Annotated in this window: 22 protein-coding genes; 14 read left to right on the top strand and 8 right to left on the bottom strand. The window is 69.2% G+C overall.

Annotated elements, in window-relative coordinates; all coding sequences use genetic code 11:
• Nucleotides 1–8: 8 nt before the first annotated feature.
• Nucleotides 9–1,079: a right-handed parallel beta-helix repeat-containing protein gene (locus BFF76_RS20470; protein ID WP_031095960.1), complete on the bottom strand. Its 1,071-nt coding sequence runs from the start codon at nucleotides 1,077–1,079 to the stop codon at nucleotides 9–11.
• Nucleotides 1,080–1,225: 146 nt separating this feature from the next.
• On the opposite strand from BFF76_RS20470, the gene BFF76_RS20465 reads away from it, so the two are divergent.
• Nucleotides 1,226–1,627: an ACT domain-containing protein gene (locus tag BFF76_RS20465; RefSeq protein ID WP_031095962.1), complete on the top strand. Its 402-nt coding sequence runs from the start codon at nucleotides 1,226–1,228 to the stop codon at nucleotides 1,625–1,627.
• A gap of 47 nt (nucleotides 1,628–1,674) precedes the next feature.
• On the top strand, nucleotides 1,675–2,175 hold the full coding sequence (locus BFF76_RS20460) for a hypothetical protein (RefSeq protein ID WP_031095964.1): 501 nt from the start codon (nucleotides 1,675–1,677) through the stop codon (nucleotides 2,173–2,175).
• Here the strand turns inward: BFF76_RS20460 and BFF76_RS20455 are convergent.
• Complete coding sequence (locus BFF76_RS20455; protein WP_053930103.1) at nucleotides 2,114–4,378, bottom strand: terpene synthase family protein; 2,265 nt, start codon at nucleotides 4,376–4,378, stop codon at nucleotides 2,114–2,116. The two genes, BFF76_RS20460 and BFF76_RS20455, sit on opposite strands and share 62 nt — an antisense overlap.
• Nucleotides 4,379–4,614: 236 nt before the next feature.
• Between BFF76_RS20455 and BFF76_RS20450 the strand changes: the two genes are divergently transcribed.
• Nucleotides 4,615–5,946 (top strand): N-acetylmuramoyl-L-alanine amidase, encoded by a 1,332-nt coding sequence (locus tag BFF76_RS20450; protein ID WP_031095971.1) that lies wholly within the window; start codon nucleotides 4,615–4,617, stop codon nucleotides 5,944–5,946.
• 101 nt (nucleotides 5,947–6,047) lie between these two features.
• On the opposite strand, the gene BFF76_RS20445 is transcribed toward BFF76_RS20450, so the two are convergent.
• Entirely contained in the window at nucleotides 6,048–7,184 is a 1,137-nt protein-coding gene (locus tag BFF76_RS20445) for an aminoglycoside phosphotransferase family protein (protein ID WP_053930104.1), read from the bottom strand.
• A gap of 231 nt (nucleotides 7,185–7,415) precedes the next feature.
• On the opposite strand from BFF76_RS20445, the gene BFF76_RS20440 reads away from it, so the two are divergent.
• A complete protein-coding gene (locus tag BFF76_RS20440; RefSeq protein ID WP_031095977.1) occupies nucleotides 7,416–8,909 on the top strand; it encodes a DNA-binding protein NsdB in 1,494 nt (497 codons plus the stop codon).
• Nucleotides 8,910–9,054: 145 nt separating this feature from the next.
• Here BFF76_RS20440 and BFF76_RS20435 read toward each other — a convergent pair whose 3' ends face one another.
• On the bottom strand, nucleotides 9,055–10,491 hold the full coding sequence (locus BFF76_RS20435; RefSeq protein WP_065848777.1) for a PP2C family protein-serine/threonine phosphatase: 1,437 nt from the start codon (nucleotides 10,489–10,491) through the stop codon (nucleotides 9,055–9,057).
• A 421-nt stretch (nucleotides 10,492–10,912) separates the two neighbouring features.
• On the opposite strand from BFF76_RS20435, the gene rpmG reads away from it, so the two are divergent.
• Nucleotides 10,913–11,077: a 50S ribosomal protein L33 gene (rpmG, locus tag BFF76_RS20430; RefSeq protein ID WP_065848776.1), complete on the top strand. Its 165-nt coding sequence runs from the start codon at nucleotides 10,913–10,915 to the stop codon at nucleotides 11,075–11,077.
• 269 nt (nucleotides 11,078–11,346) lie between these two features.
• On the opposite strand, the gene BFF76_RS20425 is transcribed toward rpmG, so the two are convergent.
• Entirely contained in the window at nucleotides 11,347–11,847 is a 501-nt protein-coding gene (locus tag BFF76_RS20425) for a tetratricopeptide repeat protein (RefSeq protein ID WP_065848783.1), read from the bottom strand.
• Between the two features lie 100 nt (nucleotides 11,848–11,947).
• On the opposite strand from BFF76_RS20425, the gene BFF76_RS20420 reads away from it, so the two are divergent.
• Complete coding sequence (locus BFF76_RS20420; protein ID WP_244167310.1) at nucleotides 11,948–12,727, top strand: VanZ family protein; 780 nt, start codon at nucleotides 11,948–11,950, stop codon at nucleotides 12,725–12,727.
• Here the strand turns inward: BFF76_RS20420 and BFF76_RS20415 are convergent.
• Nucleotides 12,724–14,442, bottom strand: a complete 1,719-nt coding sequence (locus BFF76_RS20415) for a glycoside hydrolase family 6 protein (protein ID WP_053930132.1) — start codon at nucleotides 14,440–14,442, stop codon at nucleotides 12,724–12,726. The genes BFF76_RS20420 and BFF76_RS20415 overlap by 4 nt on opposite strands.
• A 1,099-nt stretch (nucleotides 14,443–15,541) precedes the next feature.
• On the opposite strand from BFF76_RS20415, the gene BFF76_RS20410 reads away from it, so the two are divergent.
• From BFF76_RS20410 to BFF76_RS20385, 6 genes are all read left to right on the top strand, one after another.
• Nucleotides 15,542–18,493, top strand: coding sequence for a glycoside hydrolase family 48 protein (locus tag BFF76_RS20410; RefSeq protein ID WP_107418459.1), 2,952 nt, complete (start codon nucleotides 15,542–15,544; stop codon nucleotides 18,491–18,493).
• Between the two features lie 103 nt (nucleotides 18,494–18,596).
• Complete coding sequence (locus BFF76_RS20405; RefSeq protein WP_065848774.1) at nucleotides 18,597–19,112, top strand: DinB family protein; 516 nt, start codon at nucleotides 18,597–18,599, stop codon at nucleotides 19,110–19,112.
• Nucleotides 19,113–19,221: 109 nt separating this feature from the next.
• Nucleotides 19,222–19,935 (top strand): DUF4230 domain-containing protein, encoded by a 714-nt coding sequence (locus BFF76_RS20400; protein ID WP_031095995.1) that lies wholly within the window; start codon nucleotides 19,222–19,224, stop codon nucleotides 19,933–19,935.
• A gap of 89 nt (nucleotides 19,936–20,024) precedes the next feature.
• Nucleotides 20,025–20,462, top strand: a complete 438-nt coding sequence (locus tag BFF76_RS20395) for a nuclear transport factor 2 family protein (RefSeq protein ID WP_031095997.1) — start codon at nucleotides 20,025–20,027, stop codon at nucleotides 20,460–20,462.
• Between the two features lie 279 nt (nucleotides 20,463–20,741).
• Nucleotides 20,742–21,752, top strand: coding sequence for an alpha/beta fold hydrolase (locus BFF76_RS20390; RefSeq protein WP_031096000.1), 1,011 nt, complete (start codon nucleotides 20,742–20,744; stop codon nucleotides 21,750–21,752).
• Between the two features lie 52 nt (nucleotides 21,753–21,804).
• Complete coding sequence (locus BFF76_RS20385; RefSeq protein WP_031096002.1) at nucleotides 21,805–22,338, top strand: mycothiol transferase; 534 nt, start codon at nucleotides 21,805–21,807, stop codon at nucleotides 22,336–22,338.
• Here BFF76_RS20385 and BFF76_RS20380 read toward each other — a convergent pair.
• Nucleotides 22,275–23,111 carry a helix-turn-helix transcriptional regulator gene (locus tag BFF76_RS20380; protein ID WP_053930109.1) on the bottom strand — a complete coding sequence of 279 codons (837 nt, stop codon included), beginning with the start codon at nucleotides 23,109–23,111 and terminating at the stop codon, nucleotides 22,275–22,277. The genes BFF76_RS20385 and BFF76_RS20380 overlap by 64 nt on opposite strands.
• 88 nt (nucleotides 23,112–23,199) lie before the next feature.
• Between BFF76_RS20380 and BFF76_RS20375 the strand changes: the two genes are divergently transcribed.
• Both BFF76_RS20375 and BFF76_RS20370 read left to right on the top strand, forming a co-directional pair.
• A complete protein-coding gene (locus tag BFF76_RS20375; RefSeq protein ID WP_031096012.1) occupies nucleotides 23,200–23,631 on the top strand; it encodes a DUF2000 domain-containing protein in 432 nt (143 codons plus the stop codon).
• 123 nt (nucleotides 23,632–23,754) lie between these two features.
• Complete coding sequence (locus BFF76_RS20370) at nucleotides 23,755–24,042, top strand: hypothetical protein (protein ID WP_031096013.1); 288 nt, start codon at nucleotides 23,755–23,757, stop codon at nucleotides 24,040–24,042.
• A 25-nt stretch (nucleotides 24,043–24,067) separates the two neighbouring features.
• Here the strand turns inward: BFF76_RS20370 and BFF76_RS20365 are convergent, their stop codons facing one another.
• Nucleotides 24,068–24,502, bottom strand: a complete 435-nt coding sequence (locus BFF76_RS20365; RefSeq protein WP_031096015.1) for a protein-tyrosine phosphatase family protein — start codon at nucleotides 24,500–24,502, stop codon at nucleotides 24,068–24,070.

The raw sequence follows: 24,502 nt of genomic DNA, 5'->3' as shown, positions 1-24,502 counted from the left end.
CTGAGCCGTCATCGGGCACACATCCCGGCCGGGACGGAAGTCCCGCACGTGTTGCTGACGAACGTGTTGCCGGTGCCAGAGGTGTCGCGGTTGGCGAGGTCTGCCGGCTTGTTTCCGCGCACGAGGTTGTCGCTGATGGTGTTGTCGGTGTTCAGCGCGCCCACGAAGCTCTTGAACAGCAGGATTCCGCCGGAGAGCGGCGTGGAGCCCACGTTGCCCCGGATGATGTTGGAATGTACGTTCGTGGCCTCGCTGCCGGTGAGGACGATGCCGGATCCCTGGATCGCGGACAGGCGCGGTGTCGCCGGGCAGAACTTGTTGTTCCGGACGATCCGGTTGCCGCTGATCGTCATCGCCCCGGCCGCGGGCTTCGACTCGTCACCCACGACGAACACGCCGCTGCAGTTGCCCGTCAGGGTGTTGCCGTCGATCACGAGGTTCCTGACCCGCCGGGCGGTGACGCCGATGCGGTTCCCGCGCACGGAGTTGTCCACGACCAGGGTCCCGCCGGTGTCGGTCGCTCCGCCCTCCTCGCTGACCGAGTTGGCGACGAAGATGCCCGCGTCGCCGTTGCCGGTAGCGGTGTTGTGCCGGAAGTCGCCGCGGGTGGACCGCTCCTGGGCGATGCCCCAGGTGCCGTTCTTCAGGGCGGACACCCCGCGGACGGAGAGCCCGTCGGTCCAGGACGCCCAGATACCGCTCTTGTCGAAGCCGGAGACGGTCAGCGAGCGGACGCGGACATCGTCGACCGTGCGGCCCTTCGTCCCGATGACGCAGAGGCCGTTCCCGCCCGTGGCGCAGGCGTTGGCGGCCCTGGCGCCCTTCGCGGCCGCCGGTGTGATCACCGTCCGCTCGCCCGTTCCGCGCAGGGTCAGGCCGGGCTTGGTGATCAGGACGCTCTCACGGTACGTGCCGGGCAGCACGACGACGGTGTCGCCGGGTCGCGCGGCGTCGACCGCGCGCTGGATCGATTCGCCCGGGTGCACCACAAGATCACGGTGTCCGGACGCGGCGGAGGGAACCGCCGCGAGGCCCAGGGTGGTGGCCGTGGCGAGAGTGATGCCCGCCAGGCTTTTCATGTGTTTTCTTCTCATGAGCCGAAGCTAGGGGCGATCAACCGCCGGTGCCACGCACGGTGAGCGTATGGATACATGGCGTGCCTGAATGGCTTACTGATGCCTGTGCCCCGCCGCGTCCGCCCTCCGCGTGGCCGTAGCGTGGCCGCATGACGGGTGAGCGCGATCTTCGAACACTGCTGCACGGCATGCGGCCGGAGCTGAAGCCTGGCCGCTACGTCTATACGACCCTGCCCGGCGGTGAGGTCCCCGCCGGCGTCACTCCAGTGGTCACCGTCTCCGAGCAGGAAGGACTGACCCTCGTCGTCCCCGAGGCGCAAGCCGTGGCGTCAGGGCTCGGCTACCACTTCGTAGCCGGCTGGATCACACTCCGTGTGCACTCGGCACTGGACGCCGTCGGACTGACCGCGGCGGTCGCCCTGGCCCTCACCGACGCGGGGATCAGCTGCAACGTCGTCGCCGGATTCCACCACGACCACCTGTTCGTGCCGCACGAGCGCGCGGCCGGCGCGGTCCGGGTGCTCGAAGCGCTTGCCGCGGAGTCCGGGTAGCCGTGCCCGGCTCCGCGACGTGAGCCGGGACACGTACCATGGCCTTCATGTCCTTCCTCCGCCGCCGTAGCGCCGCCACACCCGCGGGCCCGGACTTCGACGTCCTGGCCATGGACCCGGGGGACTGGCCCGGCAACCTCGGCGCCGGTCTGCTGCCCGCCCCCGACGGGAGCTGTCAGGGCGTCTTCCTGCGCTACGACCTGTTCGGCGGCCGCGGCCCCGCGATGATCATCGGCAATCTGCCGGAGGGATCACCGGCCCGCGAGACGGAGGAGGGCCAGGTCCCCTTCGAGGTCGCGCAGCTCCTCCTCGCGCTCGAGAACGACGAACCCGTCGAAGTGACCGGCACCGAGGACGTGCCCGTCATGCAGGGCGACAGCCTGCTGATCGTGCGCCGGATCAAGCTCTCCGAGAGCCGGATCTCCTGCGTCCAGTTCGACCGGAGCGACGGCGTGCTCGTCACCATCGCCAGCTGGGACCGGCCGATCACGGACGACCTGTACGCCCTGCTGAAGCCACTTCCCGCGGAGCTGTTCCAACAGGGCTGAAACGTCCCTGCGCCGTCAACAGCCGCGTCACTCGTGCTGCCGACGTCCCGAACCCCGTGGGGCCGCTGATGTGCCACGGGGTCCCGCTGCCCCGCCGCAGATCCTCCTCGCGGTAGCGCCGGCAGCCCCGGTGCCAGATCAGGATGCCCGCCATCCAGTGCTGGAGCTCCACGACGTAACCCGCCAGGACCTCCCTGGCCTCGGCGTCCAGACCGAAGTCGTCGTACAGCACCGGGAGCTCCCGCTCGGCGACGTGCTGGAACTGGCGCATCCGCGCATTCATCAGGTCGTCCACGATCGCGACTCCCGTCGGATAGTCGACCCCGAAGAAGTTCTGCACGACCAGGACGCCGTTGTGCACCTCACCCTCGTACTCGATCTCCTTCTGGTACGAGAACACGTCGTTCAGCAGGCACGCGTAGTCCGCGGCCGCGTTCTCCAGGGAACGCATCGGGCCGCTGCGGTAGACCGCCTCCGGAACCTTCCTGCCGTGACCCAGTCGGCACAGGCTCATCGTGAGATCCGAACCGAACGTCGCCCGCCGCATCTCCATGTAGTCCACCGGATCGGGAATCCGGTTCTGCGCCTGGTTAGCCAGCTCCCACAGCCAGCTCGCCGTCATCGATTCGACCGCTTCCCGGAACGTACGGCGCGCGGCCCCGTCCATCGGCCCGGCCGTGCGCTGCCAGAGGTCACCGAGCCCCCGCTCCAGCGCGTTGACCGGCTCGGGCACCGGCGAACCGTCCAGTGGCATGAACAGAGACAGCCGCTCGTTGGCCAGCCGGGCCCCGGCCAGATCACGCGTCCGGCCGTGGACCACCGGGAACCAGTCGTCGCCGTAGGTCCCCCAGGTCAGCCAGCCCGAGGACAGATCGAGCTCGTCGGGAGTCGCGTCGGGGTGCAACCCGGCCGCGCACAGTGGCAGATCGGTCGCGACGAGCCGATCCTCGTCCCAGATGTGCGAGCCCGGCACGCCCGGCTGCGCCTGCAGCAGTCCCATCCGGTGCGACCACTCCACGATCCGCACGCGCGCGCCGTCCAGGTGCGGGCTCAGCGTCGTGCTGAACGGCATGTCGAAGTCCGGCAGCAGGGAAGGGCCGACACGCTGATGGGGAACGTGGGTGTGGCTGCGCCGTCGCAGGGACTCGGAACGCGGGGTGAGGCGGAGCGAGGCCGCGGCCATACCGAGACCGGGCACGCTCTCGCCCGCACCGCCGCCGTTCATGTAGCGGCTGGAGCGCATGTGCCACTCATGGCCACCGGACTGCCAGTCCTGAAGCCCCTTCACGTACCCGAGGACGGCCGCCGTCTCGTCCGCGCTCAGCCCTTTCTCCGCGCACAGCGGCCCGAGTTCGGTGAGCGCGGTGTTCTCGAACTGCTGCAGGCGTGATGTCAGCAGATCATTGACCGTCTCGGCCGCCTCCTGGGTCGAGCAGCCCAGGAACCTCTCGAGAACCAGCACGCCGTTGCTGTTCTCGCCCTCGTCCTCCACCTCACGCTGGTAGGAGAACAGGTCGTTGCGCAGATGCACACCATCGGAGAACGCGTCGCTCAGCACCCGCAACGCGCGCGCGCCGGCAACCGAGGCGGGCACCTCGGCGCCGACGGCGTACTCCACCAGCCCTGCCGACCACGGAGCTCCACCCACCTTGCGGCGCATCTCGATGTACTCGACGGGGTTGGCGATGCGGCCCTCGTCGATGTTCGCGAGTTCCCACAGGGATTCGTTGAGGAGGTTCTCCGTCGCCTCGGCGAACCTCGCCCGCCAGGCGTCCGACATGCCCGGCACGGTCCTGGCCCAGAGGTCGGCGAGCCCCGCCTCCACGGGATTGGCGGGTTCCGGCGTGGAAGCGCCGCGCTTCATCGGCATGAAGGCGGGAAGCCGGTCCAGATAGCGTTTGCCGCCCTCGCGGTCCCGCGTGCGCTTGAACAGCTCCAGGAAGTGGTCGTCGAAGAAGAAGACCCACACATACCAGTCGGTGACGAGGGACAGCGCCTCGGCGGAGCAGTCGGGATGGGTGTACGCACAGAGCAGTGCGTAGTCGTGGGACTCCAGGTCCTTCTCCTCCCAGACGCCCGACCCCTCCAGCATTCCCATTCCGCGTGCCCACTCCCGGGTATGGCTCCGGGCCGCATCCAGATGCGCGTTGAGACGCGCGGGGTACGGCACGTAGAAGTCCGGCAGGGTGAAGGGCTGTGCCATGTGTGCGGCCTTTCCGAGAACTCCGCGCGGTACACGCGGACCGGTCCTGTCGCGCCAGCACTACCCTTCGGCCATCCGGGGCACGCACAGCCCGAAATAGTCGTACAAGCTCAGGCGTGGCTGCACGCTGCACTCTTGACTCCTCAACACCCTGCGCCACAGAGTGTGCGCCGACGAACGAACGCGGGCGCCTCCGGGAGCCCGCTCCGCCACCGCCCGGCCCCAGAAGGGTTGTCATGACGCCGAAGCAGAGGTTCAGACTCGCGCTCGCACTCACCACGGCGGGGGCGCTGAGCGTGGCGCTCCTCTCCCCGGCAGCGGCCGGCGCGGACACCGTACGACCGGAGTGCCCGCGCAACCTGACCTGCGACTGGATCCCCGCGGCCTACCAGCAGACCGGCGACCCTGCGGACAAAGAGACCTACGGCAACTACGACACGGCGAACCGGCCCGACAGCAACGCTGTGAAGTTCATCGTCCTGCACGACACCGAGGTCGACTACGCCACCACCCTGAAGATCTTCCAGAACCCGGCCAACCAGAGCTCCGCCCACTACGTGGTGCGTTCGTCCGACGGCCACGTCACGCAGATGGTGAAGAACAAGGACGTCGCCTGGCAGGCGGGCAACTGGTACCTCAACACCCACTCCATCGGCATCGAGCAGGAGGGCGTCGCAGCCGAGGGCGCCAAGTGGTACACCCCCGAGATGTACCGCTCGACCGCACGACTGGTGCGTCACCTGGCGGCGAAATACGACATCCCGCTCGACCGGCAGCACATCCTCGGCCACGACGGCGTCCCGCCCACCAGTGCGGCCGGCACGAAGAACATGCACTGGGACCCGGGACCTTACTGGGACTGGAACCGCTTCATGGCGCTGCTCGGCAGGCCCACGGTGCCGAGCGCACCCAGGAGCAGCGAACTGGTCACCGTCAGCGCGGACTTCACGAAGAACCAGCAGGAGTTCCGCGACTGCGAGAAGGGCGTCGACCTGCCCCGGCAGGGCAGCAGCGCGGTCCCGCTGCGCACAGGGCCGTCCGCGGACTCGCCGCTGTTCTCCGACCCGGGACTGCACCCGGACGGCTCGCCGGGAACGAACTGCGCCGCTGACTGGGGCAGCAAGATCAGTGCCACCCAACAGGCCGTCGTCGCCGGCAGGGCGCCCGGCTGGACGGCGATCTGGTGGTACGGGGAGAAGGCGTGGTTCCGCACCCCCTCGGGGACCCGGGTCATCAGCCCCACGTCCGGTCGGGTCGTGCGGCCCAAGGCGGGTAAGGCGGAGGTGCCGGTCTACGGCGTCGCCTACCCGGAGAAGGCCGAGTACCCCACGGACTTCGTCAAACCGACCGTGGGAAGTCCCCTCGTCTACACCATCAAGGCGGGGCAGGCGTTTCCCGGTGGCGGCGAGGCACCCACCGGTTACTACTACGCACCGACGATCGACGCCTCGAAGCCGTACGACCACACGTACTTCCGCGGGACTCAGAAGTACGTGACAGTTCAGATCGGCCACAGGATCGGCTTCGTGAAGGCCTCCGACGTCGACATCGTGCGAGCCGGCTCATGACGAGCGGCTGACACCGCGCACAGCGCGCTGCGGGACCCATGTGTCGGCACCGGTCCCGCAGCGCACCTACCCCGTTCGTCAGGCAGTCCGCTCCGGCCGGGTCAGCGTGTGCCCACCGCCGCGCGCACGGCCCGCCGGGCCATCGCGCAGTCGTCGTGCAGCCGGCGCAGCAACAGCCGCTGCTCCTCGCCGGAGGACAGTGCGCCCTGCCGGGCCTGGCCGCCCCCCACCGGTGCGCCCTCGCGCATGGCACGCTGGACGGCCGTCTCGTACGTACGGATCTCCCGGGTCAGCACGATCATGAGGTTGACCAGGAAGGCGTCGCGGGCAGCGGGGCCTGCGGCCTGCGCCAGCTGGCTGATCTGACGTCGCGCGGCCGGTGCGTCACCGAGCACGGCCCAGAGCGTTGCCAGGTCGTAGCCCGGCAGATACCAGCCCGCGTGCTCCCAGTCGACCAGCACCGGCCCGGTGGGCGGCAGCAGGATGTTCGAGAGCAGGGCGTCGCCATGGCAGAACTGCCCCATGCCCTGACGGCCGCCCGCAAGGGAAAGACCGTGCAGCAGCATCTGCAGGTCCCCCAGATCACGATCGGTGAAAAGGCCCAACTCGTGATAGCGGGCGATGCGTGAGGCGTAGTCCAGCGGTGCGTCGAACAGGCCGGCCGGCGGCCGCCAGGCATTGACCCGGCTGACCGCTCCGAGAACGGCTCTCATGTCCGCCCGGGGCGGCGCCTCCGCCGGGTGCCTCGTCAGCGCCGCGACGCGGCCGGGCATCCGCTCGATCACCAGGGTGCAGTTCTCCGGGTCGGCCGCGATGAGCCGCGGTGCCCGGACCGGTGGGCGGTGCCTGACGAAGGCCCGGTATGCCGCTATTTCGTGCCGGAACCGCTCCGTCCACGCGGGGGAGTGATCGAGTAAACACTTGGCCACCGCGGTCGCGCGGCCCGTAGTGCCCACGATGAGCACCGAGCGTCCGCTGCGGCGCAGCACCTGCACCGGGTTGAACTCGGGACAGATGCGGTGCACCGATGCGATGGCCATCCGCAGCTGCGCGCCCTGGGCGCCGGACAAGTCCAGTCGTCCACTGAGAGGTTGGGAGCCCGGCCTCGCCGCCCGCCGGGTCCGACCCGTGGCGGACGCCGGTGACGCGGCGCGGGGGTCGAGGTACGGCCCGCCGCCGGTCCCCACGGGACGAAGCGGCCGGGGCGGCGCGGACACGGAGGACGATGCTGTGTACATGAGCGAGACAGATCCCTTCGTGCGCCGACAAGTTGCGTGCGCCGCCCCGCCCGGCGGCCGTTCGGCACCCTGGGGAGCACCTAGGGCTGCCGGGCGGGGTGGCGCTTTCCTACCTGACACCGACCCGCGGGTGGCACAACATCTGGCGCCCCCTGGCGAACCCTGGCGAATATTCGCCCGGCATCAGCCGGGGGGCTAGGGTCAAGTCAGCCGAGAACCTGGGGGCTTGACGTGACCGGAGAACCCAACACCCGTCTATCGGACCTGTTCGGCCTGGCCGGCTGGTCCAAGGGCGAACTCGCGAGAATGGTGAACAGGCAGGCGGCGGCCATGGGCCACCTCCAACTGGCCACCGACACCTCACGGGTCCGGCGCTGGATCGACATGGGGGAGTGCCCCCGCGACCCGGTGCCCGAAGTGCTGGCAGCTCTGTTCACCGAGCGGCTCGGCCGTGTCGTGACCATCGAGGACCTCGGGTTCGGCCGGCGCGGGCGTGTGGGGAAGCGGCGAAAAGCCGGGACGGAAGACAATCCCGACGGTTTGCCGTGGGCGCCCGAACGGACGGCAGCGGTCCTCACCGAATTCACCGGAATGGACCTCATGCTCAACCGACGCGGCTTGGTGGGCGCGGGCGCCGCGCTCACCGCCGGCTCAGCTCTCACCGGCGCCATGCACGACTGGCTGCACTCAGAGCCACATCCGGCCCGGGGCTCCCGCCTCAACGGCCCCCTGTACGCCGACAACGCCGGCTTCGACCTGTACGAGGCGGCCCCCGTCGGCTCCGAGGAGATCGAGGCCCTCGAGCGTTCGGTCGAGGTGTTCCGGGCCTGGGACGCCTCCAGAGGCGGCGGGCTCCAGCGCAAGGCCGTCGTGGGCCAGCTCAACGAAGTGGGCGGCATGCTCGCCTACCACCACCCCGATCACCTGCAGCGCCGCCTCTGGGGCGTCGCCGCCAACCTCGCGGTGCTCGCCGGGTGGATGTCCCACGACGTCGGCCTCGAGCCCACCGCCCAGAAGTACTTCGTGATCGCTGCCCACGCGGCGCGCGAGGGAGGTGACCGTCCACGCGCGGGAGAGGCACTCTCCCGCGCCGCACGCCAGATGGTCCACCTGGGCCGGCCGGACGACGCCCTGGACCTGATGAAGCTGGCCAAGTCCGGTTCCGGGGAGGAGACACTGCCGCGCACCCGGGCGATGCTGCACACCATCGAGGCCTGGGCGCAGGCGGCGATGGGGCGCGGGCAGGCCATGCGGCGCACGCTCGGCGAGGCCGAGGAGCTCTTCGTCTCGGACAAGGGAGATGTACCGCCGCCGAGCTGGATGCAGATGTTCGACGAGGCGGACATGCACGGGATGCAGGCCCTGGCCTTCCGCACGCTGGCCGAGCACGATCCGGTTGCGGCCTCCACCGCTCAGCGCCACGCCAAGCGGGCACTCGATCTGCGTATAAACGGCCGTCAGCGGTCCAAGATTTTCGACTACATCTCACTCGCCTCGGCGTGCTTCATCGCCGATGACCCGGAGCAGGCGGACCGCTACGCACGGCTCGCTCTGGTGTCGATGGGGGAGACCTCTTCGCACCGGACGTGGGACCGGCTGCGCGAGATGTACCGGCTCACCGGGCAGTTCGCGGGCTACGCCAAGATCGAGGATCTGCGCGAGGAGATCGAGAGCGCCCTGCCGCCACGCACCTCAAGCAAGAAGGTCAAGGGCTCCCGGATCTGACCCGGGAACACAGCCGCCGACCGCAGGACGACATACCGTCACGCGGGCGAAAGGTCCGCGGCGTGAGCGGCCGTCCACGGGCACGGATCCGTACATCACCACGCAGTAGTCCCCAGCGTCTACGGGGGCTCACCACGAAGCGGCCTCACTCCTCGACGCAGGCCACCAACACACAGGCACCATCATCGAGCCGTTCGTCAGATTCGAGCTCCTCGAGCACGGTGCGTACACAGTCCTGCGCCGTGCGGGCCCGGGCGAACCGCGAGGCCAGTCCCAAAAGCAGGTCCGGGCCGGCGTCCCGGCGGCTCTGCCGTGTCAGTCCGTCGGTGTGCAGTACCAGCACGTCGCCCGGCAGCAGGGCCACCTGGTCCTGCTCGTAGGTGACTCCGGAGGCCGCCCCGAGCAACACCCCGTCCGGTGTGGGCAGGGGGTGCCCCACTCCGTTGCGGAACAGCAGCGGCGCAGGATGCCCGGCCTGCGCCCAGACGAGCGTGCCGGCCTCCGGATCGAAGCGGCAGCACACGGCACTGCCCAGGGCGGGCTGCGCCGAGCACTCGATCAGCTGGTTCAGGTGGCCCAGGACCGCCCCCGGGTCCACGCCTGCCACGGCCATGCCGCGCAGCGCGCCGATCAGCGTCGCCATGGCCGAAGTGGCGGGAATGCCGTGGCCGGTGAGGTCCCCGACCGTGAGGAGGGTCTTTCCGTCCGGGAGCGGCAGTGCGTCGTACCACTCGCCACCGATCAGGTCGCTCGACCCCGGCGGCAGACAATGGGCGGCGACGTCCAGGCCGCTCGTGCCCCTGCCCGGTTCCTGCAGTGAGTCACGCCAGGTGGGAAGGACGGCCGCCCGGAGTTCCGCCGCCATCCGGTGCTCGGTCCGGGCCGTCTGCTCCTGGCGTCGCAACGTCTCCCGTGTTCTCCCCATCATGTGCTGACTGCGCCGCAGCCTGCTGACATCGCGCAGGACCGCCCACATGGAGGCCGTGCAGCCGTCCCCGTCGAGTACGGGCTCGCCCATCATGTGCAGGGTGCGCATCCCGCCGTCGGGCAGCAGGATCCGGAATTCGCCGTCTATCGGCCTGCCGTCCACCAGGCAGTCGGTCACCATCGAGGTCAGGAGCGGCTGGTCCTCCGCGATGAGCACGGAAGGCAGCTCGTCCAGGGACAGCGCTCCCGCCCCCGGGGGCCTGCCGAAGATCTGATACAGCTCGTCGGACCAGCTGACCTCGTCGGTCAGCAGGTTCCACTCGGCGCTTCCCACCCTGCTGAGAAGCGAGTCCGTCGGCGGCCCGGCGGGCGTCGTCGTGGTGGCCTCCTCCGTCGGCTCCTCGGCCATGGGGTGGGGAATGCCGTCCCTCAGCTGCCCCAGATGCTCGCCGAGGTCATCGAGCTGGTGGACGGCGAGCTCACAGAGTGCCCGCTGCCAGCGCAGCTGAGGATTGTCGTCGTCGATCACGGAAGTGTCGCGCCGCACGGCATCAACGTCGCCGCGAAGCAGCCGGGTCCGGTTGATCAGGGCGTCGACGGCATCCCGCTCGGGCGGCTGTGGGGCGGGGCGGTCCGCAGACAGATGGGACGGCATCTGGTACTCCGATACAGGGGGTACGGCCGGTTCGTGGGGGTGGACCGCATACGACTGTTGCACAGGCCGGAGCACCCTGTAAGGGGTTTGGCAACACTCGATGCGTTCTTGCTTCCGGCATATGCCATCGGCCGGGTGGATCGCAGTCCTACCGAACACCCTTGCCCTTCTTGGGGTGTTGGCGCAAGTCACCCGGTCTGAGCGACTCGGCATACGCCCGCCTGCGCCGACCAGGGATCAGCGCACACGCGGAGTCCCCGAGAAGTCGTGCGGCCATGGAGGGCGCCGCCGATCGTGTCGTGGGCCCCTGGTGCTCCGTGGCGGGAATGGTGACGGGCCGGCGTGCGTTGTGGGGACCAGAGATGAAAACGACACCCGTTGCCATTTCGTCAACGGGTCGGAATCCCTGTCTGGAGGCCCCATGGTGCGCAGTGAGACCAGGTCCGTCGTCCTGCTTCGGTCCACAGCCGGAACCGGCCACACCTACGTGACGCGCAAGAACCGGCGCAACCATCCCGACCGGCTGGAACTGCGGAAGTTCGACCCGGCCGCGGGGCGGCACGTCGTGTTCCGCGAGGCACGCTGACGATCGCCCGGGTCCCTTCCGTCGCGGAGCGCCGGTCATGGTGTGGATCACATGGTAGGGGCGAGTTGACGGGAATGACGGCTGGTGGTTTATCGTTCACCTATACGTGGGAGTGAGCGGCCGGAGCCTGCGAGGCAGCCAAGGCAGTGATCCGCTTCCGCGAACGAGCCGCCCCGGCTGGATTCCCCCGATCCGGCCGGGGCTCCCCCCTTTTCCGGCGCGCGTCTCCTGCGCGAGACGCAAGCGGCCTGTGACCGGACGGCCCGCGCTCACATGGTCCGCGTGAGATCCGCTGCGTAGTGCTCGATGGCGGGCCGGTACCGGCGAACTCGAGGACTGTCGCTCGTAGTCGCCACCAGCCGCAGCAGGAGCTGCATGGCCTCGTGATGCTCACCCGTGTTGAACAGGGCCATGGACAGGAAGGTGCGCAGCGCTCCGTCGTCCGGGAATTCCGACACGCCGCGCCGGAGCGTCTCGACCGCCTGTCCGAACCGGCCCAGGACACGGTACGTGCTGCCCAGTCCCAGCAGTGCTCCTCGGCGGTCCTCATCCGTGAGGCCGTCGCCTTGCAGACACCGTTCGTAGTACGGCACGGCTTCCGCCTCCAGGCCGAGCACGTCGTGGACCCATGCGGTCTGGTAGGCGACGTCGGCGGCCTCGGGGAAGGCCGCGGTGAGGGAGAGCAGGCTTTCCCTGGCCTGTTCGGGATGGCCCTGCTCCCGCAGCCGGACGGCCTCCGCCAGTAGCTCTTCCTTCTGCAGTGCGCTCATGCCCACATGGTCGCACCCGGTCAGGGGTGTGGCCGCGAGGGTTGGGGGCATCAGTTCCGCCATGACAGCAGAGGCGAATGCCGGTTCACGACGTAAGAGCATGGGACGGCTACTGCTGCGCGCAGCAGTGCTGGTCGCGGCCTTCCTTGCGCTCGTTGCGTTTTCCGTGGTCCTGGCGAAGGTGACGCTCACCCCGTCGCCTGCGTCGGAGGACATCGTTACGTCCAATTTGAAACCGGGGCGGTCTCTGCGACAGTACGCCGAGGACTACACGTTCCTCGCCGCCTGCAAGCAGGCGGGCGGAAATATTCTGCTCGGTACACCGTTCGGTGTACTGCTTCCGCTTCTGGTTCCGCGCCGGCTCCGCATGATCAGGATGACCTTGCTGACCGTGCTGGTCATGGCGGTCGTCGAGCTGACTCAGGGCGCGCTCGTGGCGGGGCGGGCCTTCGACATCGACGACGTCATCCTCAACACGTCCGGTGCGCTGCTGGGATACGCGCTGGTGGGACGGCGGATCAGCCACCGCTACCACGTTCTTGCGGACGGTCCGGCGGCAGCGGACCCGGCGAAGCCGGGTGCGGAACCGAAGTCAGGGAGCAAGGCGAAGCCTGCCACCCCGGCGAAGGCGGGAGCCAAGGCCAGGTCCGGCACCAAGTCGAAGCCCACCGCGACGACGAAGTCGGGCACCAAGCCGAAGCCCTCTGCCACGGCGAAGACCGCGGTCAAGGCGAAGCCCGGCAGCGGGTCCAAGGCCGAGCCGGGGCGCCGGAGCGCGTCCGCGCCGGAGACTCGCGGACGCGCTCTGTTCGACAAGTTGCGCACCCGTCGGCAGGGCCCGGGCGACGGGACGCCCGGAGCCCGCCGACGTGGAGCCTAGAGCGCCGGGTAGGCGTTCTTCATGAGCTCCTGGAACTGGGCGGAGAACCACTTCCCGGAGACCGGGGCGTCGCCCAGCGCCCCGGACATGTTGTTGTTGTTGCGGGCGTTACCGGTGTACGTGGGGTCGCACATCCGGTCGAATCCCTTGCCCTCGTCGTTCGGGATCTCCTTGCTGGAGCCGTCCGACTCCCCCGGGGGCTTCATCCACACGTACGCGTCGATCCCCGCTTCCGGAGCCGCCTGCGGCCGCTCGCCCAGGCCGGCTCCGGACTGGTTGCACCAGTTGCCCAGGTGGATGCGCCGGTCGTAACGCCCGCCGTCCACATAGGTGTCGACGCTCGTGGAGGCACCCGGGCCGCTCGGCCTGTTCGCACCGCCCCAGCCGTTGCGCGAGGTGTCGATGAGCATGCCGATGCCGGAGTTGAAGCCGACCGAGACCAGCTCGTTGCGGAACGCCTGGGCGAACGACAGCTCGTCCGTGTACCGGTTCCAGTCGACCCACTTGGACTGCCGCACGGAGGTTCCGTTCACGGCGTCGTCGATGGCGAAGTTCTCCTCCTTCAGCGCGCTGTAGTTGGCCGTGTTGGTGATGAAACCCTGCACGTCGTTGACGGTCGCGCCCTCGGCGGTCGCCGCCTCGTGGAAGATGTCGGCGGAGGCGCCGAAGTTGTCGTCCCAGCCGATCCAGCCGTGGTGTCCCGCGTCGATGTAGTTGTAGACGTTCGGCGCGTCGCCGAGCTTGTTCAGCGCGTAGCCGACGCCCTTGACGTAGTTGCCGTTGGCCTTCATCACGTCACAGGCGGGCGTGGCTGTGGGCCGGCCACCCGCGTTGGTCACGAGGTTCGGCAGGGAGTCGATCTCGACGGTGGTGACGATGCGCAGGCCCGCGTACTTCTCATCCGCCAGGATGGCCGCGATCGGGTCTATGTACTCGCTCTTGTAACGGCCGATCTCGGTCGGGCCGAGCTCACCGTTGGAGGCGAGCGCCGCGCAGTCGCGCCCGGGCAGGTTGTAGATGACGAGCTGGACGACGAGTTCGCCGGAGCCCTTCTGGGTCAGCGCCTCGTCCAGGTGGTCACGCAGGCCCATCCCGCCGTTGGCACCCTCGATGGCGGCGATGCGGTCGAGCCACACACCCGTCGGCTGGTCGGCGATCCGGCTGCCGCCCGCTTCGGCGGCGGCGTTGGCCGACCACTCCGGGTTCACGTAGACCTCGGCGCCCTGGTACGGGTTGTCGGCCCTGTCGCCCGCAGGCGGGTCGGTCGGGTCCGGCGGGTCGGTCGGGCCCGTCGTGTCACCGTTGCAGGTGACCCCGTTCAGCTTGAAGGTCGCGGGGACAGCACTGTTGCCGTTGCCCGTCGCGTTGAAGCCGAAGGACGCCGAAGCTCCGGTGGCGAGAGCGCCGTTGTAGGAGAGGTTCTTCGCGGTGACGGCGGCGCCGCTCTGCGAGACCGCCGCGTTCCAGCCCTGGCTGATCTTCTCGCTGCCGGTGAACGACCACTCCAGCTGCCAGGCGGACACGGCGGCACCCGTGTTCGTGACGCTCACCGCGGCGGTGAGACCGCCGTTCCACTGATTCTGGATCTTGTAGTCGACTGTGCAGCCCGCCGCCGCCGCGGCGGAGGATCCGAAGGGGGCCGCCGCGGCGGCGGAACCCGCGGCTGCGGCGACAAGTGCTCCCGCGGCTATGAGCGCCATTCGGGATCGGCGCATGGTGGTGCGGCTCGTGCGGCTCATGCGAATTCCGTTTCCTCAGCTGTCGAGGGCGCGCAAGTGATCGCGCAGCCCGATTCCGTACGGGGTGGGGATACCGTCGTAGTCGCTGATCAAGGACAGGGCCATGAGCGGTCACAGGTGCTCGAGGCCCGTCCGAGGAGTTCCTGGTCGTCGAATCCTGCGCCACCCGGCCGGCGAAGCCGGTGAGTACAGGCGTTCCGGCCGATCTCGCCTGCGGCGAGGGGGACTTCGGCCCGACCGATGCGAGCGGGAGGCCCTTGCGGACCCCGTTCGCACAGGTGGTGCGGTCGTGGAGATGTCATACGCCGGCGGGCGATTCCGCGTGCCCGCGGACTTGGTGGCCGATGCCGTCGGCGTGCGCATCGGAGCGGTCGTCGGGATCGCCGGCGTGCTTGAGCTCAGGTCCCTTGCTCCGCTGCCGGGGAGCCCGTGCCAGGGCGTCGCAACCGGGCACCCTGCTCCAGCGGGATGGTGGTCCTTCTCGTCCGCGGATCGCGGATTCTTGGTGTTCAGGCCAAGCCGGTACTCCTCGTTCGGGGGCACGGAGGGATCCACCGGACCGGTGGAGCCGGTCGGATCCATCGGTCCGGAGTGTGCTTTCGAGCCCGGACTCACCGGGTGCGGGGTCCCGTCCCGCCCCGAAGGCCAGGAAGCGCTCCCGCAGAGCCCGCACCGTTCGAACATGCCCAGTCCGGGCTGTCGCGGCCGCGGATTCCCACGGCCGCGACGAGGGCCGCTGCGTGCTGCGGCCATGCCGGGCACTGCTCCGGGGAGCAGCCTGAACACGTGCGACAAGTGCGGGAGGTGACACATGAGCGACTCCTTGCAGATCGGGCGTGCCCCCTACGGCACGTCGACTGTGGAACCGCTCCCACTGGTGTGGCTTGACGGTAGAGCGTCAAGTGGTGTCGGTCAACACACCAGTTCGCATCTCTTGCTGTCGAAATAATTCGACTCTTCAAGTGTCTTGACTCCCTTTTTCCTCCTCCTCATGCTGGGAGCGCTCCCACTGGTTCAAGGCTTGTGCTCAACCCCGCACACCCCCATGTCGCCGAGCCGCGAGGAGGTACTGCGCATGCCATCGGGACGCGCACGAAGAACATGGTTACCGGGGAGGCCCGGCAGAACCGGAGCCGGAAGAAGGCTGCTGTGGACGGCCCTCGTGGCCGCACTGGCCCTCCCTCTGGGAATGACCGCCGCAGCCGGCACGCCGGCCCAGGCGGCCGCCGTCCAATGCAGCGTCGACTACAGGACCAATGACTGGGGCTCGGGCTTCAGCGCGGAACTGACCGTCACCAACAGGAGCTCCGCCGCGATCGACGGCTGGACCCTCACCTACGCCTACACCGGCAGCCAGCAGCTGGCCAACGGCTGGAACGGGACCTGGTCACAGTCGGGCAGGAACATCACCGTCAAGAACGCCGCGTGGAACGGCTCCATCGCCGCCGGGGCAGCTGTCACGACGGGCGCGCAGTTCACCTACAGCGGCACCAACACCGCACCGGCCGCCTTCGCCGTCAACGGCACGGCATGCGTGGGTGCCCATCAGCCGCCGATCACCGTCCTCACCAGTCCGGCGGCGGGCGCCGTCTTCTCCGCCGGAGACCCTGTGCCCCTGGCAGCCACCGCAGCGGCCGCCGACGGGGCGGGGATCAGCAAGGTCGAGTTCTACGACGACACGAAGCTGCTCGGCACGGACACCACGTCCCCGTACACCTACGAGGCCCAAGGGCTGTCCGCCGGCGGCCACTCCGTGTATGCCAGGGCATACGACAGCCTCGGCGCGTCGGCGGAGTCGACCCCGGCGGGCATCACCGTCGTCGCGGGTCCGGCAGTCGTCGCCACACCCGCCCAACTGGGAGTGCAGCAGGGCAAGTCGGGCACTTTCGACGTCTCGCTGTCCACCGCGCCCGCCTCGTCGGTCACCGTCACGGTGGCGCGGAGCGCGGGCAACTCCGGGCTGAGCGTCACCGGGGGAGCGAGCCTCACCTTCACTCCCTCGAACTGGTCGACACCCCAGAAGGTCACCGTCTCGGCCGACGGATCCGGCACGGGCGCCGCGACCTTCACCGTCACGGCCCCCGGCCACAGCAAGTCCGAGGTCACGGTCACCCAGCTCGCCGGGGCGAAGGAGTACGACGCCCGCTTCCTCGACCTGTACGGGAAGATAACCGACCCCGCGAACGGCTACTTCTCCTCGGAGGGCATCCCCTACCACTCCGTCGAGACCCTGATCGTCGAGGCACCCGACCAGGGACACGAGACGACGTCGGAGGCGTACAGCTACCTGATCTGGCTGCAGGCGATGTACGGGAAGATCACCGGGGACTGGACGAAGTTCAACGGTGCGTGGGAAACCATGGAGACCTACATGATCCCCACGCACGCCGACCAGTCCACGAACTCCTTCTACAATGCGTCGAAGCCCGCGACCTACGCCCCCGAGCACGACACCCCGAACGAGTACCCGGCCGTCCTCGACGGATCGGCAGCTTCCGGGCAGGACCCGATCGCCGCCGAACTGAAGAGCGCGTACGGTACCGACGACATCTACGGGATGCACTGGATCCAGGACGTCGACAACGTCTACGGATACGGCAATACGCCCGGTAAGTGCTCGGCCGGCCCCACCGAGACCGGGCCCTCCTACATCAACACCTTCCAGCGCGGTTCGCAGGAGTCGGTCTGGGAGACCGTCACCCACCCGACCTGCGACAACTTCACCTACGGCGGGGACAACGGCTACCTGGACCTGTTCACCGGGGACGCCTCCTACGCGAAGCAGTGGAAGTTCACCAACGCCCCCGACGCCGACGCCCGTGCCGTACAGGCGGCCTACTGGGCCGATGTCTGGGCCAAGGAGCAGGGCAAGTCGGGCGAGGTCTCGGCGACCGTCGGCAAGGCCGCGAAGATGGGCGACTATCTCCGCTACTCCATGTTCGACAAGTACTTCAAGAAGGTCGGCAACTGTGTGGGACCGACCACCTGCCCCGCCGGCAGCGGCAAGGACAGCGCGCACTACCTGATGTCCTGGTACTACGCCTGGGGCGGCGCCACCGACACCTCGGCGGGCTGGTCCTGGCGCATCGGATCCAGCCACGCCCACGGCGGCTACCAGAACCCGATGGCGGCCTACGCCCTGAGTTCCGTGGCGGGCCTCAAGCCCAAGTCGGCCACGGGACAGCAGGACTGGGCCAAGAGCCTCGACCGGCAGATGGAGTTCTATCAGTGGCTCCAGTCCGACGAGGGTGCCATCGCGGGCGGTGCGACCAACAGCTGGAAGGGCAGCTACGCCCAGCCTCCGGCCGGTACACCGACGTTCCACGGCATGTACTACGACGAGAAGCCCGTCTACCACGACCCGCCGTCGAACCAGTGGTTCGGCTTCCAGGCGTGGTCCATGGAGCGCGTCGCCGAGTACTACCACGAGTCGGGTGACGCCCAGGCCAAGGCCGTGCTCGACAAGTGGGTCGACTGGGCCCTGTCCGAGACGACCATCAACCCGGACGGCACCTATCTCATGCCGTCGACCCTCAAGTGGTCCGGTGCGCCCGACACATGGAATGCGTCGAACCCCGGGGCGAACTCCGGACTCCACGTCACGGTCGCCGACTACACCAACGACGTCGGTGTCGCCGGTGCCTATGCCAGGACGCTGACCTACTACGCCGCCAAGTCCGGTGACGCCGAGGCGAAGGCCACGGCCGAGGGACTGCTCGACGGCATGTGGAGCCACCACCAGGACGACGCGGGGGTCGCGGTTCCCGAGACCCGCGCCGACTACAACAGGTTCGACGACCCGGTGTACGTCCCGAACGGCTGGACGGGTGCGATGCCCAACGGCGACACCGTCGACAACGACTCGACGTTCCTCTCCATCCGCTCGTTCTACGAGGACGACCCGAACTGGCCCAAGGTTCAGGCGTATCTGGACGGAGGGGCCGCCCCGGTCTTCACCTACCACCGGTTCTGGGCACAGACCGACGTCGCTCTGGCCCTGGGGGCGTATGCCGATCTGCTGGAGTGAGTGACCGCAGCACCCGGAGCCCTGCCGCCGGCCGGCCGGCGGCAGGGCTTCCGTCCTCCAACCAGGCCCGCGCCCACCGGCCGGCGGGAGGCATGATCATGCGATGACATGGACAGCTCCCGAAGTCACCCGTCCCACCGGATCGCTCATCGGCGGCGAGCGCGAGACACTGACCGGTTTCCTGACGTTCTACCGCAGCACACTTCTGCAGAAATGCGCGGGTCTGACGGGCCAACAACTTGCCGAGCAGACAGTCGCCCCGTCCAACCTCACCCTGCTGGGCCTCGTCCGGCACATGGCCAAGGTGGAACGCATATGGTTCCGCGAGGGTTTCGAGGGCCTGTCCCTGCCCCCGATGTACGACCCGGAGAAGGGCAAGGACGCGGACTTCGAGGACTGCTCGCCCGACCACGCGCCCGACGACTACGCCCGTCTCGTCGAGGAGATCCGCCTTGCCGACGACGCGGTGGCGGGCGCCTCGCTCGATTCGACCTTCATCCGGCGCGGCTCGGTCTACTCGCTGCGCACGGTGCATGTCCACATGATCGCCGAATACGCCCGGCACATCGGCCACGCCGACCTGCTGAGAGAAAGGCTGGACGGCACGACCGGCGCCTGACCCCCACCCACCGGCACCCGACCCCAGCCAGAAGCCGGTTCGTGTAACGGATTTGCCGTAACCGGCCGTTGGGCGGACTGAAAACGCCGGGCCGGGTCACATGGAAGGAATGACGTCCACTGACGTAAGGACAGACAGCGCCGGTGACCCCGGCCACGGCAGCACACAGCCCCGCCGCTCCCGCACGCGAGGATGCCTGCCATTCGCCGGGGTCTGCGCGGTGGCGCTGGTCCTGCTGTTCCTGGGCAGCAGGCTCAGCCTGCTGCCGGGGTTCGGTGACCTCTTCGGCGAAAAGACCACGGACCGCTCGGGCCCCGCAGTGCTCAAGTCCATCCAGGACATGAGCGAGTACGAGGCCGCCGCCGGTAATTTCCAGGTGGTCGTCGACCTGGAGAAGGACGCCGAATACCTGCCCGACGCCATCCGGGGCACCCGGACCCTGTACGTCGGCGCCGGCACCGTCGGAGCCTCCGTCGACCTCGGTAAGGTCGGCGCCGGGGGAGTGACCGTCAACGAGGACCGCACCACGGCCGAAATCGTGCTGCCCCACGCCGTACTGGGCAAGCCTGCCCTCGACCCGGACCGCTCCTACCCCGTGTCCAAGCAGCGCGGTCTCCTCGACCGGCTCGGCGACTTCTTCTCCGACAACCCCGGCAGCGAGCAGGCGGTCAACAAGCTGGCGGCGCAGCACATCGGGGAGGCCGCGAAGGAGAGCGGCCTCACGAAGCGGGCGGAGAAGAACACCACCTCCATGCTCCAGGGTCTGCTCGGCTCGCTCGGATTCGAGAAGGTCACCGTCCGCTACGGTGACCGGCCCGGCTGACCCGCCTTCACCGGCCCGGCCGCCCTGCGCCACACTCACCGCAGTGAACGGTCACCCCATCGACCGTCAGTAGCCCGGGAGTGATGACCATGACCACCGGAACCACGCAGCGCTTCAGGTCCGCCGTCGAGAAGGGGGATCAGGCGGCACTGGAGGAACTGTTCACCGAGGACGTCCGCCTCTTCAGCCCGGTGAAGTTCACGCCCTTCGAGGGCAGGCCGGCGGTGCTCGCCCTCTTCGGCGTCCTCATGCGCACGTTCGAGGACTTCCGATACGTCGGACACTTCGAGGGCGAGGCGTCCACCAGCGCGGAGGAAGACCAGGAAGCCTCGGAAATTCTCCTGTTCAGGGCCACGGTGAACGGCAAGGCGATCCACGGGATCGACCTGCTCCAGTTCGGCCAGGACGGCCGGATCAAGGAGTTCACCGTGATGGTCCGCCCGATGTCCGCGGTCCAGGCGCTGGGTGAGGCCGTCCTGCAGGGGCTGGCCGCGGACGGCCTCGTGCCGGACGGCTCGGCGCACTGAGACGACGGTGCCCTTGCCGGGAGGCGCCCGGCCGGGCGCCTCCCGGCAAGGCGCGGCTGGACGGCGTCCGGGCGGGAGGCGCGTACCAGTGCGGCAGGTGCGAGGCGATCGCCCGGACCAGGACGAGGCGGCGGGGCGCTTCCTTCTGCGGCTGCTTGGGCCGGCCGGCCCCGCGGGTTGCCGTAACGGCAAGTTCGCTTGGCCGTTGATGCCGCGCCGCCGAATGATTGGTCGCGCGGACCGGTCGCGCGGACCGGCCACAGGAGTCCGAGGAGACACATGACGCAGCCCGCCCCCGCCGCCCGGCCCTCCGCAACAGTCCCCGGGGCGGTCCACCGGCTGGTGGACGTCCCCGGCGGCCGGATCCATCTCCTGGAACAGGGGACCGGCCCCCTCGTCCTCATGATCCACGGCTTCCCCGAGACGTCGTACTCCTGGCGGCACCAGCTGTCCGCCGTCGCCGCGGCGGGCTTCCGCGCGGTCGCCGTCGACGTGCGCGGCTACGGGCGTTCCTCGGCCCCAAGCTCGGCGGACGCCTACCGGATGACGGCCCTCGTCGGCGACAACGTCGGTGTCGTGCACGCCCTGGGGGAGGAGACCGCGACCGTCATCGGCCACGACGTGGGCTCGGCCATCGCCGCCGACAGCGCGCTGCTGCGGCCCGACATGTTCACAGCCGTCGCCCTGCTCAGTGTTCCCTACGCTCCCTGGAACGCGGCTGTCCGTCCTACCGACGGTTTCGCACGAGTCGGCGGGAGCGAGGAGTTCTACGTCAGCTACTTCCAGCAGGCCGGCCGCGCCGAGGCGGAGATCGGACCGGACGTACGCGGATGGCTGGCAGGGTTCTACACCTCGCTCTCCGGCGACACGATGCCGCCGCCGGGCACGGACAGCCCCTTCTTCGTCCCCGCCGGCGGGTCCATGCGCGAGCGCTTCACCGGCGGCGCCCTGCCGTCCTGGCTCACGGAGGCCGAACTGGACCTCTGCAGCGCCGAGTTCGAGAGGACCGGTCTGACCGGCGCCCTCAACCGCTACCGGAACCTCGACCGGGACTGGGAGGACCTGGCCGCTTGGGACAGGGCCCGCCTCACCTGCCCCGCCCTCTTCGTCGGAGGCGCCCTCGACTCGTCCACCACCTGGATGGCCGACGCCATCGCCGACTACCCCACGACGCTTCCGGGCCTGGTGTCCTCGCACATCCTGGACGGGTGCGGACACTGGATCCAGCAGGAGCGTCCCGCCGAGGTCAACGCAATCCTGACGAAATGGCTGCGGACCGTGCACCCGTGACGTCCGCGTGTCGAAGTCAGGGCCCCGTCCGCGGACCGGCCATGGTGGTCGAATGAACAGTGCAGGCATTCTCGCCGATGCGTTCGAACGCATCCACGAAGCGGTGCACGCCGCAGTCGAGGGGCTCCCGCCCGAAGACCTCAACGCCAGACTCGACGACGACGCGAATTCCATCGCCTGGCTCGTATGGCACCTCACACGCGTCCAGGACGACCACGTCGCCGACGCCGCCGCGACCGAGCAGATCTGGTTCGCGAAGGACTGGGCCTCCCGCTTCGAGCTTCCCCTCGATGCGGGTTCGACCGGCTACGGCCACAGCAGCGCGCAAGTGGGTTCCGTCAAGGTGGCCTCGGGTGACCTCCTTCTCGGCTACTTCGACGCCGTGAACGAACAGACCCTCGAATTCGTCCGGGGACTCGACGGCCGGGCCCTGGACGGTGTCGTGGACGACGCCTGGTCGCCACCGGTGACCCTCGGGGTGCGGCTGGTCAGCGTCATCGCCGACGACCTGCAGCACGCCGGTCAGGCGGCGTTCGTGCGCGGCGCGCTGGAGCGCCGTACAGCCTCGGACCCGGCGCGCGCGTAATGGCCCGGGCTCGTACCGACCACGCGCCTGAAGTGCCGGGAGAAGTGGGACTGGTCGTAGAACCCGGCTGAAGCCGCCACCTCCGGCGCGCGCATCCCACCGAGCAGCAGACGCCTGGCGAGATCGACCCGACGGCCCGTCAGGTACTGGTGCGGTGCCATGCCGAACTCCCGGCTGAAGGCCCGAACCAGGTGCGTGTGATGGCTGTGCAGCCGCTCCGCCGCCTCGCGGAGCGTCAGCCCTTCGATGAAACGCTCGTCGAGGAGATCCCGCAGGGCGAACGCCACCCGGCGGTCGGGCACCCGCGGGGCGGCCGTCTCGTCGCGCAGGTGGCGCGCGAGATGTTCGGAGACGAGGGCGAGACGGCTCTGCGCCTCCAGTTCGTCCCCGGGGCGCTCGAGCGTCCGGTGGAGCTGGTCGACACGGTGCCGCAGCCGGGGATCGCGCAGCACGGGCCTGTCCACAGCGCGCCCGACCAGATCCGCGTCGATCTGAGTGGTGCTGAGATACAGGACCCGCTTGCGGAACCCCCCAGGAGTTGCCGCGCCGCCGTTGTGCGGGACGTGTGGAGGCAGCAGCGTCACCACCGAGCTGGGCGCCCCGTGCTCATGGCGGTCCAGGTCGTAGCGGACCGTTCCCTCGTCGACGATCAGCAGCGTCCACGCGTCGTGCGTGTGCATGGGATAGGCGTGGTCGGCGAAGCGGGCGTGGAAGACCTCGTCGATGCCCTCGACGTCCGGGCGCCACGCGGTGATGTCCGGTCGTGCACCCATGCGGAGAAGCGTACAAGACCGTCACGGCCGCCTCGGCACGCAAACTTCGTACAAGACGGCAGGCCGCCGGGCTCGGCAGACTCCTCGTATGACCGACCACAACGCACCCGTACGCTTCGACACCAAGATCGCCGTGCTGCTCCGGGACGACCTGGAGACCTGGCAGCGACTCAACGTCACCGCCTTCCTGGTGAGCGGCCTCGGCACACAGGTACCCGAGGTGATCGGCGAACCGTACGCCGACGCCGACGACACCCCGTACCTGCCGATGTTCCGGCAGCCCGTCCTCGTGTTCGCCGGGTCCAAGGAGCTGCTGACCACCGCGCACACCAGGGCGGTCGGCCGGGGCGTCGCCCTGGCCGTCTTCACCTCCGACCTGTTCGCGACCGGCCACGACGAGGCGAACCGGGCGGCTGTCCGGGCGGTGCGGAGGGACGGGATGGACCTCGTGGGTCTGGCCGTGTACGGGCCGCGCAACCCCGTCGACAAGATCCTCAAGGGCGCGTCGATGCACGGCTGACCGACGCCTCGGCGTCACCGAACGGATACTCACGGACACACCCGTGCGAGTGATGGTCCCCGGTGCCATAATCGACACAAGTCCGCTAGACAGGCTTGTCATCGTCCCGAAAGGCGACGCGTCATGAACTGGGCATCGTGGACCACCCTCGGTGTCTTCGCGGGAACCGGCGGAGTGCGCACCGTAGAGGTAGGTGTCGTGAGCGGTGATCTGACCGTACACACGACGTGGACCGAGGAGCAGGCCGAGGTCGCTGTGCAGTACAGCGGGGCCTCGGACTGGTTCACACTGGCCGGCAGTCCGGTGCCGTGCCCCTCAGAGGAAGCGAGCAGATCCCTCCATCAGAGCGTCGTCGAGGCGGTACGCGCCGGCGGTGGAGCCACGGTTCCGGCTCCGCACGCGGTGAACTGATCCCCGACGGCGGCACGGCAGCTGTTCAGTCTGCCGCGAAACGCTTCACATAACGCCGCTGCCAGGGTGTCTCCACAGCTTTGGGGTGGTAGTTCCGGCGTACATAGGTGACGGCTGCGTCCGACGCGACCCCGTCCAGCACTGCCAGGCAGGCCAGAGCCGTACCGGTCCGCCCGCGGCCACCTGCGCACGCGACCTCGACGCGTTCGTGCGCGGTGCGGCTCCATGCTTCCGTCAGCACCGCGCGTGCCTCCCGGCTGTCGGCGGGGAGACGGAAGTCCGGCCAGCGAAGCCACCGCGACTCCCAGGCGACCGTCGGGGGCGGGCCGCCCAGCAGGTGGACCGAGAAGGTGGGCTCGGGCCCGTCGGGAAGCGGGCGCCTCAGACCGCGGCCACGGACCAGACGGCCCGACGGCAGCCGCAGTACGCCCTCACCCGCCGGATCCCATGTCTCCGTCAC

Origin of the sequence: Streptomyces mutomycini (assembly GCF_001700505.1) — a bacterium.
Taxonomy (GTDB): Bacteria; Actinomycetota; Actinomycetes; order Streptomycetales; family Streptomycetaceae; genus Streptomyces; species Streptomyces mutomycini.
Note: the sequence above shows the minus strand (reverse complement) of the source record. Positions and strands in the feature narration are given on the sequence as shown.